Source organism: Pectobacterium colocasium (genome assembly GCF_020181655.1).
GTDB lineage: Bacteria > Pseudomonadota > Gammaproteobacteria > Enterobacterales > Enterobacteriaceae > Pectobacterium > Pectobacterium colocasium.
In genome coordinates this window covers 3,684,071-3,698,097 of record NZ_CP084032.1, presented here as the reverse complement: position 1 = coordinate 3,698,097, position 14,027 = coordinate 3,684,071, and the positions used below count along the sequence as shown (strand labels likewise).

The 14,027-nt window shown below is 40.8% G+C and carries 13 protein-coding genes and 1 pseudogene; 7 read left to right on the top strand and 7 right to left on the bottom strand.

Translation table 11 applies throughout. From position 1 onward, the window contains the following. Positions 1-56: 56 nt before the first annotated feature. From LCF41_RS16760 to LCF41_RS16745, 4 genes and pseudogenes are all read left to right on the top strand, one after another. On the top strand, positions 57-1,595 hold the full coding sequence (locus LCF41_RS16760) for a site-specific integrase (RefSeq protein WP_225085543.1): 1,539 nt from the start codon (positions 57-59) through the stop codon (positions 1,593-1,595). Beyond that, positions 1,592-3,406, top strand: coding sequence for an integrase (locus LCF41_RS16755; protein WP_225085542.1), 1,815 nt, complete (start codon positions 1,592-1,594; stop codon positions 3,404-3,406). The genes LCF41_RS16760 and LCF41_RS16755 overlap by 4 nt, the downstream gene beginning before the upstream one ends. Before the next feature lie 16 nt (positions 3,407-3,422). Beyond that, entirely contained in the window at positions 3,423-3,839 is a 417-nt protein-coding gene (locus LCF41_RS16750; RefSeq protein ID WP_103184747.1) for a hypothetical protein, read from the top strand. A 100-nt stretch (positions 3,840-3,939) separates the two neighbouring features. Then, positions 3,940-4,185, top strand: a pseudogene (locus LCF41_RS16745) (hypothetical protein); the annotation flags it as partial. Positions 4,186-4,189: 4 nt separating this feature from the next. Here LCF41_RS16745 and LCF41_RS16740 read toward each other — a convergent pair. The 6 genes from LCF41_RS16740 to LCF41_RS16720 all read right to left on the bottom strand — a co-directional run bounded on the left by LCF41_RS16740 (position 4,190) and on the right by LCF41_RS16720 (position 9,657). Next, a protein-coding gene (locus LCF41_RS16740) for an IS5 family transposase (RefSeq protein WP_225085541.1) occupies positions 4,190-4,998 on the bottom strand; the annotation gives its coding sequence in 2 pieces (ribosomal slippage) (positions 4,190-4,645 and positions 4,648-4,998; 807 coding nt in all). Between the two features lie 205 nt (positions 4,999-5,203). Then, the gene (locus LCF41_RS16735; protein ID WP_225085540.1) at positions 5,204-6,541 is read right to left on the bottom strand and encodes a hypothetical protein; all 1,338 of its coding nucleotides are present in this window, start codon (positions 6,539-6,541) and stop codon (positions 5,204-5,206) included. After that, positions 6,534-7,616 carry a cupin domain-containing protein gene (locus LCF41_RS16730; protein ID WP_225085539.1) on the bottom strand — a complete coding sequence of 361 codons (1,083 nt, stop codon included), beginning with the start codon at positions 7,614-7,616 and terminating at the stop codon, positions 6,534-6,536. Before LCF41_RS16730 ends, LCF41_RS16735 begins: the two co-directional genes overlap by 8 nt. A 1-nt stretch (position 7,617) precedes the next feature. Continuing rightward, entirely contained in the window at positions 7,618-8,475 is an 858-nt protein-coding gene (locus LCF41_RS16725) for an aKG-HExxH-type peptide beta-hydroxylase (RefSeq protein WP_225085538.1), read from the bottom strand. 46 nt (positions 8,476-8,521) lie between these two features. Beyond that, the gene (locus LCF41_RS22295) at positions 8,522-8,653 is read right to left on the bottom strand and encodes a hypothetical protein (RefSeq protein ID WP_258305550.1); all 132 of its coding nucleotides are present in this window, start codon (positions 8,651-8,653) and stop codon (positions 8,522-8,524) included. A gap of 195 nt (positions 8,654-8,848) precedes the next feature. Then, a protein-coding gene (locus tag LCF41_RS16720; protein WP_225085537.1) for an IS5 family transposase occupies positions 8,849-9,657 on the bottom strand; the annotation gives its coding sequence in 2 pieces (ribosomal slippage) (positions 8,849-9,304 and positions 9,307-9,657; 807 coding nt in all). A 238-nt stretch (positions 9,658-9,895) separates the two neighbouring features. Between LCF41_RS16720 and pvcA the strand changes: the two genes are divergently transcribed. From pvcA to LCF41_RS16705, 3 genes are all read left to right on the top strand, one after another. After that, entirely contained in the window at positions 9,896-10,861 is a 966-nt protein-coding gene (gene pvcA, locus LCF41_RS16715) for an L-tyrosine isonitrile synthase (protein ID WP_284144927.1), read from the top strand. Positions 10,862-10,927: 66 nt separating this feature from the next. Continuing rightward, on the top strand, positions 10,928-11,767 hold the full coding sequence (locus LCF41_RS16710) for a TauD/TfdA dioxygenase family protein (protein WP_225088208.1): 840 nt from the start codon (positions 10,928-10,930) through the stop codon (positions 11,765-11,767). A 10-nt stretch (positions 11,768-11,777) separates the two neighbouring features. Beyond that, on the top strand, positions 11,778-13,103 hold the full coding sequence (locus LCF41_RS16705; protein WP_225085535.1) for a glycosyltransferase: 1,326 nt from the start codon (positions 11,778-11,780) through the stop codon (positions 13,101-13,103). 76 nt (positions 13,104-13,179) lie between these two features. Here LCF41_RS16705 and grxB read toward each other — a convergent pair whose 3' ends face one another. After that, positions 13,180-13,815, bottom strand: coding sequence for a glutaredoxin 2 (grxB, locus tag LCF41_RS16700; RefSeq protein WP_225085534.1), 636 nt, complete (start codon positions 13,813-13,815; stop codon positions 13,180-13,182). Between the last annotated feature and the right edge of the window lie 212 nt (positions 13,816-14,027).

Here is a 14,027-nt window from a genome sequence, read left to right as displayed (position 1 = left end):
TGTAGCCAACGCACATGCAACTTGAAGTATTACGAGTATATAAAATAAGGTGGGTTATGAATATGAAAAACATATTTTTGAAAGTTGAAGACAAGGAGCTTTATCAAGCTAAAACGGATGGGTATTGCTTCTCTTTGAGTGATGACAAGTGGGAACTGAGCAGGGGTAACACTATAGATATTAAAAGTACAATGAGCTTATTGAATGATGAAACAAAGGATGGGTATATAAAAACAATGGCTTATATGGCTTGTGAATACAGTCCATCTTTTGTGAAGTTATTAAACAGAACATTTTGTATTTTTATTAATAAGACAGGGAAGGAATATGTCGATAAAGCGGGTGTAATGAGATTTAAAGTTGCTCCTGGTTTAGGTATTAATGATTTGTCCTACATTAGGGTTTTGTTTAATAAGTGGTATTCGCTTGGTTACTATGGGATAAGTGAAGAAGTTCATGAAATCATTAATAGCTGGACTATACCGGGTAATAAAAAAGGTGAAGTGGTCAAAAGGAGAGATCCTGAACAAGGCCCATTGACGGATAATGAATTGCAGGGGTTTAATGAAGCGGCGATGAGAGCCTATGAAAAAAATCTTATATCATTGCCCCAGCTAACGATGTCACTTTTAGTCAGCTATACAGGCCGAAGACCATTACAAATATCTCAAATGAAACTAGAAGATATTATAAGCTCGGAATCTGAGGATGGTGAAAAGAGTTATGTTATAAATATACCAAGAATAAAGCAAGGATATGGTTTTAGAAAAGAATTTAGATCGTTCAGAGTAAAGAGTGAAATATATAATCTTCTTTGTGAGCAGGCAAATTTATCTGTCGGAATAATATCTGAAGCTATAGGGCGAGATTTAACAAAAAGTGAGATTAATTCGACTCCACTCTTCGTATCTGAAGATAAAATCGGGGAGTATATTCAAGCTGGAAATATTAGTGGCATTTTTGTTTCAGATAAAACGCATGAGAGCGTTTCGATGTTTACTAATACAGTAAAAAATATAGTGAAAATAGAGAATGTTATTTCTGAAAGAACGGGGCGGAAATTGAATATTAATTCAAGAAGGTTTCGTTATACCCTTGGGACAAGAGTTGCCAGAGAGGGGTATCGTGAAATTATGATTGGAGAATTGCTTGACCACTCAACATTAACCTATACGGGGATATATGTTCAATATAATGCTGATCACGTTAGGAAAATAGACAATGCAGTATCAGATGAAATGGCTAAATACTCAGGGATATTTCAGGGGAAGATAGACGTTAAGAATAATCATCAAGATCCATCCCAAAATATAAGAGATTTTGATGGTGAAAAAACGGGTAGTTGCCAGCAGAATTCTTCCTGCTGGGCAAATGTTCCTATCCCCTGTTATACGTGTATGCACTTCAGACCGTTATTAAATGCACCACACCAGAAAATCTATGATCAATTGAGAGCAGAAAGAGTACGTATTGCAAACATAACAGGTGATGATCGGATAACAGAAGTGTTGGATCGAACTATTTATGCCGTAGCAGAGGTTATCCGACAGTGTGAAAAAATTAACAATGAAAAATCAGGAGAGGTAGGAGTATGACAGAAAAAATTATTTTTTTTAAAGAAAAAATGGAGCTTGATGCAGAAATTAACATGAAGGATTTTATTAATTTTTGCAAATTTGAACTCAGGCCGAATGAGTCAGGAATAGACTGGAATTCTAGTCACTGGTTAAATATATTCACTTTTACCAAATGTAATTTCAAAGGTCGGTCATCAGGGAGAATAAGAAAAGAGGATGAGTTTGATGAGGGTTTTATCGACTTTGCTAAAAGTTATGTTATTTACCATTATTTTAATAATGGTGGTAAAATTAATAAGCTGACCTTTAAAGGTGCTTTGAAATCACTGGAAAATAAACTTATTAAGATAAATAAAAACACTAATGTTATTTATCTTAATATTACGGTTTTAAATGAGTGTATTGAGTATCTCAAGCATAACTATTCGGAAAGCGTAGCTTATCAATGTGGGAATGAGTTACAAAGGATAGTGGTTTTTTTGAACAAGAAAGGGCTTTTGAAAACAGGTTTTTTGTCCTGGGTTAATCCACTAAGACCTCCTGAAACTGATAATGTTATTTCAAAAAAAGCAGATTTAAATCGTTTGAGAAAACTACCAAGTGAACAAGCGATTAGTGCTATAGGAGAAATATTTTCTCTACCAGACGATGATCTTTCTGATAAAGATATGTTCATTACATCAGTTTTTGCGTTGCTTATGTGTGCTCCAAGCAGAATTTCAGAGGTATTAGCTCTCCCTGCCGACTGTGAGATAAGTGAATCAGACCGTGATGGAAAAATGCGGTATGGACTTCGTTTTTATTCGTTGAAAAAATTTAATGGAAATATAAAGTGGATCCCTGACATCATGGTTCCTGTCGCTAAAAAGGCCATTAGCAGATTGCTGAAGCTTTCAAAAAATGCCAGAGACTTATCCCGTTTAATGGAAGAGAATAACAGAACACTCCCTAATAACCATCCCGTTCCAAAAAACTTCCCCTGGTATGATAAAGATAAAAATATAAAATATAGCAATGCACTTTGTGTCTTGAATAAGTACCAGTTAAGCAAAAATAAAACATTGAATAATGTTATTTTTAAACCCACATCAGAAATATTTTCCAATTATTTGGGTGATACCAGAAATAGATCAAGACAGAATATATTTCAAATATATGGTTATGTCAGAAAGAAAGATGCCCCACTTTTTCTCAGAACACACCAGGCAAGGCATCTTCTGAATACTATTGCTCAACGTGGTGGTCTTGGCGAACTTGATATTGCTAAATGGTCGGGAAGAGCAACGGTGACACAGAACAGAGTTTATAACCATATCAGTGAAGAGCAAATGTTACAGAAAGCAAAGAGCTTAAATATTAATGGAGAGGTTTTAACTCCTGGAGTATTAGATGAGACCGATATGAATCTACCGTCTACTTTAAAAGATATTAGTGTATTAAATCATGGTGCTATTCATATCACAGAATTTGGTTACTGCGCTCATGATTACATGATATCTCCATGTGACAAATTCAGAGATTGTATTCATTGTGATGAGCAACTTTGTGTTAAAGGTGATAGTGATAAACTATCCAGAATGAAGGAAGTTTATTCTGCAACGGAAGCTCTTCATTCAAAAGCATTGAGTTCAATGAATGAAGAGGAATTAGGGGCTGATAAATGGTTTCTTCATCAGGATAAGACATTAAAAACTCTTAAAGGGATTATAACTATAATGGAAGATGATAATGTAAAAGATGGTTCAGTAATAAAATTAAATAACAATGGATTTTCGCATTTAAATAGGGTGATTGTTAATAATAAAGTAATAAAACATAAGAAAATATAAATAAGGAAGGCGATTCATGGCTAAACATCTTACAAAAGAAGATATTAATTATATCGTTAATGTAATTAGCGGATGGGATAGTAAAAAATCCGGAGGGCTAACATGGGATGCATTATGTGATAGCATTTCTTCGGTGGTTGGAAAAAGACCGACAAGACAATCTCTGAATATTCACAAAAACATTGTCAAAGCCTTTAATTTTAAAAAAGACATGATCAAATCAGGGAAAAGTGAGATAAGAAGACCTGCTAATTTAAATATTGCATCTCAGCATATAAGTAACCTTGAAAATAAATTAAAAATGGCTGAGGAGGAAAATAGAAGTATAAAGGAAATGTTTATAATATGGCAATATAATGCAGATATTCATGGTCTCAGTGAAGATAACCTTAATAAACCATTGCCAATAATAGACAGGGAAAGAAGTTATTGATCCTATTTAATCTTATTATTACCATTGATTTTATTAATGGATATGTTATTTTTTATATGTTATCAGGATGGTAATTAAATTATTGCAAGGATGCATGGCTATGAAAAAAATAAATATGAGTTTAATGGAAAGGTATCTGCTGTTGCTGGACAGGTTTGTTGATAAGCTCGATGAATCGGGCTTTTCAGAAGCAGAAATCACCGAGCAGTCTTATCTTTTTTGTGCCGGATTTTATATTAAATACCAGCAGGACATAGAAAATCTGACATTCTCAAACAGAGAAGTGGTGCTAAGCTTTTTGCTTCTCTCTTACTACTGCCATATCGAGAAAATCAGTGATGATTTAGAGCCTATCCCAATAGGATTTTATTCCAGACAATAATGCCGCAGGAAAAATGCAGCATCGCCTCATAGTTTTCGACTTTTTTCTCCCAACGAGTCAGAAGCCGACGGAAGCGGTTCATCCAGCTGTGCGTTCTCTCCACTACCCACCGACGGGCTTTGTAATTCATATTCTCTTTGCTGGCATCGGATTCTTCTTTACGCGACTGGATATGCGGTTCATAACGCCGATTTTTCAGTTCACTTTCCAGCCATTCCGCGTCATACCCCTTGTCCAGACAGATATTCAGCCTTCTGCCCGGCCTCCCCGTCTGAAGCGCATCAAGGGTCTCTGTGACTAACCTGATATCGTGGGTATTTGCCCCTGCGACAACCACTGAGAGCGGCAGCCCGTTCGCATCGGTCATCAGGCTACGCTTTACCCCCTGTTTCCCCCGGTCCGTGGGGTTCCGGCCTGTTTTTTTGAGCCTGCTAGCGGGGATTTTGTCATACAGCCGTCCATCGACAACCATGACCAGTCGATGGCTTTCAGTTGCTCGCTGGTCATCAATCCGTTCTGCCAGAAACGCTCAAAAACCCCCGCCGCGCGCCATTCCTGAAAGCGGCGGTGTGCAGAACTCGATGAACATATCCCTGTTTCATTTAGTGCGTTCCATTGGCATCCGGTGCGAAGAACAAAGAAAATGGCGTCCATAGCCACTCGGTCATCAACCCGTTTTCGGTGCGTTCCCAGTGGATGGTTAGTTTTATGTTCAGGAATAAGCGGCGCTATTTTTTCCCAGAGTTCATCACTAATCCGCCACTTGCTGCCAGTCATGCTACGTCCTCAAAAATTCTCAGTTACTTATATTCTAACAATTCCTATTGGGATAGGCTCTTAGTCAGATTACAGAAATATCAACGTTCAAGCACATATCATTTGTATTAGTGCAATGTACTTTCGTCGCTGATATATGCTTGAACAAAGTCATTTCTGATAAAATCTTTACCACTCCAAAATGATGAGGGTACATTTATTTTATTTACTGTATCTTATGGCGTATTTCGATGATTAAGTTACTTTGTGACAAGGTATTAAGTCGTTCATCAATTTCGCTTGTGTTGACAACATCTAGATTTGCATCCCACTCATCTAAAAGGATAATACGATTCCGTACCCCTGATAATGATTCAAGTTGATGCAATTGTTTTTGTCCTGTGGAGCCAAGTATTGTGTTCTCGTCTATATCAATGCCAGGCCCAAAAAATAACGCATCGGAATATTTGCTCTTCAAATATTTTATGAGCGATGATTTACCTGCGCCATTTGTCCCCATGATCAATACCCTTCGATTAGGATTACGATCAATGAAACTGCCACCTAAGATATCCTGTACGTTTATCTCGTTGCCATTATAAAGATCGGTAATTGACAATTTTTCAGGATCAATATTATCAAGATAATCATAACCTTTGAGTGTTGTAGAAAAGGAATACAACTTTGTAATTTTTTGCATCAACAATAAAATCTGGCTTGTGCTCATACTTGCAGCATGAATGTTCTGGAACAACTGTAAACTTCTTGGTAATACAGCAACCAACGCACCGATAGCGACCTCATTAGCAGAAACCTGATAATATGAAAATCCTACCAGTAATGGAATAGAAATAAGAATAGGTGTACAGGAGATTATTTGCTCCAGTAATTTGTACGATTCTTTCCGTTTGAAATAAATAGATGCCTTATCTCGGGCTAACGCCTGTGCTGAAACCAGACGTTCTCGATCACCATAGAACATGCTATCCCATATCTTACTCACAAAATGCAATGTCGTGATTTTATCATTTTGCATGTTTCCAGCCAGCCCGTCGATCTTTCCTTTCGCCAGAAACAAGAGTATGACTGAAAATAGCATGCAGAATACAATCACTCCAGCCAACTCTATGCCCAAAACGATAAATAGCGCAACAGTAGTGAAAATGACGTTAAAATATATGGCTAGGATCTCAACAAACTCAAAGCCGACCTCATCAAAAGTACTGAGCGCTTCACCACTGAACCAAAGTTGTGTCATTCTTTTATTTTCATCTGTAGAAACAGAATGATTAAGAGAAATAACTTCTAAAGTTGATAGATAATAACTCTGCCATAATGAATTCGATAATTTAACACGATAAAATAAAGATAGAGAACCCAAAACATAAGCAATAAAAATAGAAAAGAAGAACAAAGCAGTATAAAAAATGGCCCCTAAGGGGCTTAAACCAATACTTCCTCCAGCTTGCCCAATAAAATACGTCGACAATCCAACAAGTATTTGTTGAAGGCAAACAAGCCCAACACTTATTATAAAAAATTTATTAAAAAAAACGTTATTCATATTTTTTAATAATCATCCCTGTTAGCTTCAGCGCATGTAACATACGGGGTTTTAGATGCGATGGCAAATTATCTATTATACTATAAATTACGTCTTCTGATTTTTCAACACCCAATTGATGAAACATTTTAACTCTATCCTCTTGATTGTAAGAAGCAGCAAGGCAGGACAATATAAGTCGTTGCTCATTGTTATCAAATAGAGGTTTTATTTCATCAATAAAAAATTGAGACGTTTTACGCAATGTTACTGCGGAGACTACTTTTACTTTTCGTTTCTTTTCATCTTCCGTAGTTGCCAAGTTAACGTATTCATTGAGTAACTCTATATTTTCCGAATGATAAATCATCTTTGACAATTTTAGAATTAACCAAAACTGTTCAGTTAATGAAAGCTGTTTTAATTCATGCAACATTTGCTTTCTACACTGGACAGAATCGATCATATTTAAAAGTCTAAAATATTTTATTTTCTTATTAAACATAATATCAGTCGCAGAGTGATTAACTCTCAGCCCAGGAGGAAAATAGTTAAGCTGCGGAGACAATTCCATGACTGGATGAGTCCTTACTATCAAACTGACTGTCGGTTTTTCTAAGTGAAAAACAGCATGTTTTTCCTTTCTGCCATAGGGGATGACCCGACAGTCTCCTTTTTTACTGATATAGGCCTCAGTGAGTTTGATGTCACCTAAACTAAGATTGTGGCTAACTTCGTCGGTTTCATCAAATGAATATATCGCATTCAAAGAACTTCCTTCAAGCTGGAGCAGAACCCCAGAAAATCCATGATCATGAATTGAGGTATCATTATCCCACCAATTAAGTACCTCAATGTAAAAACGAGAATTGTCGAAAAGTTTCAGGTGTAACTCAGAGAATTCAGAGACTATTTGGATTTTAGACATTTCACTATTGTCCAAAACATCGATTAGCCCAGTAAAAGAAAAGAGAGAGGTTAAATCAACCTTATCTAACTCTGATTTAGCGATATCGGCGAAAGTGTAACAACTATAGTCATCCTCACGCCACCGAGCATCAATATTTCTTGCCAAAGACTTAATTAAATTTAACATATCATACCTCATGGCTAAGATTGCTCTGAGCTTTTAATAAAAAACCTCTGGTTCTTTGGGTTATTAGATCATCCAAATTTTTCATTGCTAATGTTTCTGTAATAGAATTCATTGTGTTATTTTTTAATATATCAGTAGCAGGATGAATTGTAACCACATCTGATTCAAGATAATTCCTGCGCGCATTGAGAATTTCATGAGAGACAAGAATACTATGCACAACTTTATCCAATGGCCTTCTTTTCCCAAGCAGAGCAGACATTGAATAATTTTCAGGCTTAACGATTTCCTGATAATTAAATTGCTCGTGGCACCGCTCATCAATAAATAACAAATGGTGCGTCAACTCATGCAACAAAAACTCTGCGACATCATGATATGTCAAGTCACCATGACCACTAATCCAGATACTGCCTATTGCAGTTGAAGAAGAACCACCAAATGATGCAGTATTAAATTCATTAGTAGATTTCCTGAAAAAAATTGTGTGAATAACCAGATCAAAGATTAACTTAACATCAGCATTGCTACTGGATAGTTGATTGTACCCTTTCATAATGAGTTCAGAAAGTTCTCTGTATCTCTCAATACTATGCTTATCGCCTATCATTTTCAATTGATTCAGATCATCAAGCTTGCTTGGTTGATAGGCATTTTTTAGCGCATTTATTTTTTCATCATCGACAACAATGATGTTCTCGCTCACGTTAACAGGTTGATAAGGCTGATGCTTCTGAATAAATTTCAAATAGAATGGTTTAAGCTCATGAGTATTTTTAACTGATTTATCCCCAAGGAATGGCTGGGATAAAAGATAGACATTTTTAACTAACTCTTGCTTACCAAGGATACTTAACATATAGGCTCCAATAAATAAAAGCACCCAAACATCGGGTGCTTATTGTTTACGCATCAAAAGCAAGCATGTTCATTGGCCCAAGAATGGATACTTCTTCACTTTCCATCTTGTTAACTTGATTTTCCGTTGCTTCAATTTCCATTTCCTTCACTGAATTAATCAGATCTTGAATATCCATAGTGTATTACCTCATATATGAAATTTAATACCCATGCAAAATCACCGGGCATTTCGAAAGTACAAAAAAAGACCACAAAAGTAAACAAAAAAAATACAATTAACGTCAAATTACATAACAAATAAATATAATAATTACGGTTAAAAAAATACCATTAAAATAATTTAAAAAGAAATTATTGTAATGATTAAGAGCCTATCCCAATAGGATTTTATTCCAGACAATAATGCCGCAGGAAAAATGCAGCATCGCCTCATCGTTTTCGACTTTTTTCTCCCAACGAGTCAGAAGCCGACGGAAGCGGTTCATCCAGCTGTGCGTCCTCTCCACTACCCACCGACGGGCTTTGTCATTCATATTCTCTTTGCTGGCATCGGATTCTTCTTTACGCGACTGGATATGCGGTTCATAACGCCGATTTTTCAGTTCACTTTCCAGCCATTCCGCGTCATACCCCTTATCCAGACAGATATTCAGCCTTCTGCCCGGCCTCCCCGTCTGAAGCGCATCAAGGGTCTCTGTGACTAACCTGATATCGTGAGTATTTGCCCCTGCGACAACCACTGAGAGCGGCAGCCCGTTCGCATCGGTCATCAGGCTACGCTTTACCCCCTGTTTCCCCCGGTCCGTGGGATTCCGGCCTGTTTTTTTGAGCCTGCCAGCGGGGATTTTGTCATACAGCCGTCCATCGACAACCATGACCAGTCGATGGCTTTCAGTTGCTCGCTGGTCATCAATCCGCTCTGCCAGAAACGCTCAAAAACCCCCGCTGCGCGCCATTCCTGAAAGCGGCGGTGTACAGAACTTGATGAACATATCCCTGTTTCATTTAGTGCGTTCCATTGGCATCCGGTGCGAAGAACAAAGAAAATGGCGTCCATAGCCACTCGATCATCAACCCGTTTTCGGTGCGTTCCCAGTGGATGGTTAGTTTTATGTTCAGGAATAAGCGGCGCTATTTTTTCCCAGAGTTCATCACTAATCCGCCACTTGCTGCCAGTCATGCAATGTCCTCAAAAATTCTCAGTTACTGATATTTTAACAATTCCTATTTGGATAGGCTCTTAATTATTTTATTGTTTTTTATGATCGATTAGAATTATTAGTGGTGTAAATAAAAATACTGAATATGTTATTCAGTATTTTTTTTGTGCGCGTACAAGGGTTTTATTTTATTGTTTCTACGTTGTAATAATGTGGTTAATTTTCTTCTTTAAATTAATGTAAGTTAATGAGGTTATTTTGGATATAATGAACAATGAATTGGTTTCATCGCTAATATTAAGTGAGTTGATCCAATACCGGCGTAGATTTACCCATTCAACGAAGCTGATTAGTGAAGAAGAGTCCCAGGTGACTCAGGTTCAATTACCCAGAATTCGTGCTTTTGTTGAAGAGGGGCGTCGTATTGAACTTATTCTGCCAGCGTTTCCCGTTAAATCTCCTAGCCCCTATAAAGTGCTGGGCAGAATGCCAGATATGGCGGAACGTTTGTCCCTGACCTTCCTTAATTCGTTATGCCAGCGTATTCAGCTTTATTATCCGCCCGGCGCGCATATCCGTATTTGCTCGGATGGGCATGTATTTGGCGATCTGATTGGAACCAGTGACGAAACGATTAACATCTATCAGGATGAGATTGAAAATTTGCTGCATGAACTGGGGGCCGTTCATCTCAGCGTCTTTAACCTTAAAGACGTAGAGAATATGGCATCACTTACTGCTGATTATGATCATCTTCGCCAGCGCCTGGTTGAGGATTACGCCGAGTCAGAAGAGGACATCAAAGTGCAGCTCATGCAGAGCGAAGAAGGGTTACAGCTTTATCGTTCAATAACCCGCTTTCTCTATGAGGATAGTCTGCGGCCTGACTATACCGGATCTAACGCGGCGTTACAGAAGGATGCCAAAAAACGTGCATGCGGCGTGATTCAACGCAGTTGGGCGTGGGGCAACCTGCTTGCTGAGCAATTCCCTGATGCCATCCGTTTGTCTATTCACCCTCAGCCTTCGGACAGCCTGAAGCTGGGTATTCATATGATGCCTACCAAGGATGATTGGCTGACGCCCTGGCATGGTGTTGCCGCCAATGTGAATGGGCAATTTGTGCTGATGAAGAATGTTGAAGCACAGCAGTTGGAGGGTGAGGTTGTGGAGATTCGCGGTACGCCTAGCCATTACTTAGTTAATCAGCCTGATATGGCATGAACGTTATCGTTCACTGAGACGCCGATATTGTCATCTTATAAAGGAATATACACGATGAAAGATAGCATGAACTGCCGCGTTGAACCGCTTTCCCCTTTTGGTGCGCTGCTGACGCCTGTGGAAACGGGGCAGAGCATCGCCACATTGCCGATCGACACACTGCGTGCGCTCGCCCGAGAACATCATCTTCTGGTACTACGTGGGTTTTCTTCCGGGTTTTCCGATCCTGAAATACTGACGGAATATGCTGGTCACTGGGGGGAAATCATGATGTGGCCTTTCGGAGCCGTGCTGGATGTGAAGGAGCATGCGGATACCCAGGATCACATCTTTGATAACAGCTATGTACCATTGCACTGGGATGGCATGTACAAGCCGACCATACCCGAGTTTCAACTGTTCCACTGCGTTTCTGCGCCAGGACAGGATCAAGGTGGACGCACCACCTTTGTTGATACCACGCGTTTGTTGACAGAGACTGACGCCCAGTTGGTTGATGAATGGCGTATTGTTTCAATTACTTACCGGATTAAAGCCGTTGTGCATTACGGTGGTGAAGTGACGTCTCCTCTGGTTATTCCTCATCCCAACGGGACAGGGGAAATTATTCGTTATAACGAACCACCGACTGAAGGGGAGCGTTTCCTTAACCAACATGCGCTGGAATACCATAATGTTGCGTCGGAAGCACAAAGCGAATTTAGCCAGACGTTGCGGCGACATTTGTACGATCCCCGTTATTACTACGCACATAAATGGTTGCAGGGCGATGTTGTCATAGCCGACAACTTCTCTCTACTACACGGTCGCGAAGCCTTTACGGCTCAGTCTGCGCGCCACCTGCAACGTGTGCACATTCAGGGGACCCCGGTTTGTGTGAATACCTGCATTGATAACGCGGCATAGGGAAGTCATCATGGCACATATTCTTATGGCGGCGATGGCAACACCGGGACACGTTTATCCTTTACTGACCATCGCGCGCTATTTGGTTGAACAAGGGAACGATGTGACGCTGTTTAGCGGCGCGTTATTCCGCGATCGCGCGGAGGCGGCTGGCGTCGTGTTCATTCCTTTTAGCGATAACATTGATTTCGACTACCGACACCTTGAACAGCATTTCCCTCAACGTGCCATGTTGCCGCCGGGTAACGCACAGATGGCTTTGGCTTTGAAGGATTTCTTTGCGGCACCGATTCCACTGCTGGATCGCCAACTGTGCGACGCGTTGGCGAAGACTCATGCCGATTTGCTCATCGTTGAAAATTGTTTTTATGGTGTCTTGCCTTTGCTGTTTTCCGGGCAACGACCGCCCATCATCGTAATAGGCGTTACGCCGCTGTCCTATTCGACACGAGATTCGGTTTTCTATGGGCCTCGCATTCCTCCTAAATTGCTGCCGCCCGACCTAAGCCATGAACAACTGGTCGATGAAGAAACACGGGGATTGATGAGCGAGGTGCAGCACGCATTTAATCATGCGATGGTGCAGTCGGGAGGAAAGCCGCTTGAACAGCCTTTTATGGATGCGCTGATTGGGAATTGCGATCGTTTCTTGCAGCTATCCACTACAGAGCTTGAGTATCAGCGTGACGATTTACCACCAAGCGTGCGATTTATTGGGCCATTATCTCGCCAGATTGCAGCAGAACGTGTCCCGCAATGGTGGGCTCCGGACGATAGGCGGCCGCTTATTATCGTTTCACAGGGAACGCTGGCGAATGTCGATCTCCAGCAGTTGATTGGGCCAACGCTGCGCGCATTAGCTGACTTACCCGTCAGAGTATTGGCGACGACCGGAGGACGTGCGGTTGAGTCGCTGCAAGCCTCCTTGTCTGAAAATATCAGAGTCGTGAGTTTCCTCGCTTATGACGATTGGCTTCCTAGGGCGTCGATATTTATCACCAATGGCGGATACGGTTCGATTAATGCTGCACTGAAAGAAGGTGTTCCCTTAATTGTGGCGGGGGTAGGGGAAGATAAACAGGAAAGCGCTGCGCGCGTGGTATTTGCCAAATGCGGGATTAACCTGCAAACCAGTACGCCGAGTGAGCAGCAGATCAAGCAGTCCGTTATTGAGATATTGGAAGATCCCGGCTATTTGCAGAGTGCAAGATGGATTAAGGCCGATTATGCAAGCCATGATGCGCTTGCTTTGATTCATGCCGAAGTGAATGCACTATGTTCTCCACAGGAGGAGGAGATAACACCAGACAGGGATTCACCGTTTCTCCATGCGTAGTGTTTATCCATGCGTAGTTATGTCGCTGTTATGGGGTGAAACTGCGCCCCATAACGCTATTCGAATGCGATTAACCCTACAGCGCTTTATCGGTCAACAACGCAACCTTGCTGGCGTTTGATACTCGCTCAAGATACGCCTGGACGTGAGGGCCAAATTGCACACCTTTCACGATCGTGAGCGACAGTAAAATCGGGAACAGAATAAAATCGGTGGTGGAAATGGCGCTGACGTTTGCCAGACGCCGCTCCAGCGTTTCGAGTTTTTGTTCCACTTCCGCCATCAGTTCTGGCGTTTTCGCGAGCAGCGCATCCAGGTCACCGAAGGCTTTTTCTTCGCGCAAGGTGTAGGCATGACGCGCCTCTGGCGTGGAAAGCTCTTTGAAATCGGCTTTCGTGAAGCGGGGAACGGCAAGGTTAAACACCGCACTGGAAACGGATTTACACCAGGCTTCAATCTCCGCATCAACCGGTTTGTCGGCGATTAACGGCGCTTGTTTGCTGTCGACATAGTGGACGATATCCATGCTTTCCGGCATGAAGCTCCCATCTTCTTTTTGCAGGATAGGCACCACTTTACGGCCCACCATACGCGTCGGCGTGTCGACGTCGCCTTCCATAATAACGGATTGCTCAACAGGCAGATTCTTCAGACCAAAAATCATTCTGGCTCTGACACAGAATGGGCAGTGTTCGTAAATGAAAAGTTTCATGTATCGCCTCGTAAGATTTTGAAAAAGGCCGCAAAAGGTTGCCAGCCCTGTCATGACAAGTCATTTCATCAGAGTAATACCTGATGTGGTTGGCGGTAAAGCGAATGTGCTTCACCGCAGTAGAGGGTGGGGAAAGGAAGAGCGTGTGTGAATCCATCTTACCCTCGCCGGATTGTTGTATGATGCAGGGAAACTCCTTTTGCGGAAGAGAA

What these genes read in the sequence shown, in the direction of transcription:
- LCF41_RS16750 (WP_103184747.1), top strand. Translation starts at nt 3,423, where the DNA reads ATGGCTAAACATCTTACAAAAGAAGATATTAATTATATCGTTAATGTA.
- LCF41_RS16730 (WP_225085539.1), bottom strand. Translation starts at nt 7,616, where the DNA reads ATGTTAAATTTAATTAAGTCTTTGGCAAGAAATATTGATGCTCGGTGG.
- LCF41_RS16725 (WP_225085538.1), bottom strand. Translation starts at nt 8,475, where the DNA reads ATGTTAAGTATCCTTGGTAAGCAAGAGTTAGTTAAAAATGTCTATCTT.
- LCF41_RS22295 (WP_258305550.1), bottom strand. Translation starts at nt 8,653, where the DNA reads ATGGATATTCAAGATCTGATTAATTCAGTGAAGGAAATGGAAATTGAA.
- LCF41_RS16735 (WP_225085540.1), bottom strand. Translation starts at nt 6,541, where the DNA reads ATGAATAACGTTTTTTTTAATAAATTTTTTATAATAAGTGTTGGGCTT.
- grxB (WP_225085534.1), bottom strand. Translation starts at nt 13,815, where the DNA reads ATGAAACTTTTCATTTACGAACACTGCCCATTCTGTGTCAGAGCCAGA.
- LCF41_RS16755 (WP_225085542.1), top strand. Translation starts at nt 1,592, where the DNA reads ATGACAGAAAAAATTATTTTTTTTAAAGAAAAAATGGAGCTTGATGCA.
- LCF41_RS16760 (WP_225085543.1), top strand. Translation starts at nt 57, where the DNA reads ATGAATATGAAAAACATATTTTTGAAAGTTGAAGACAAGGAGCTTTAT.
- LCF41_RS16710 (WP_225088208.1), top strand. Translation starts at nt 10,928, where the DNA reads ATGAACTGCCGCGTTGAACCGCTTTCCCCTTTTGGTGCGCTGCTGACG.
- LCF41_RS16705 (WP_225085535.1), top strand. Translation starts at nt 11,778, where the DNA reads ATGGCACATATTCTTATGGCGGCGATGGCAACACCGGGACACGTTTAT.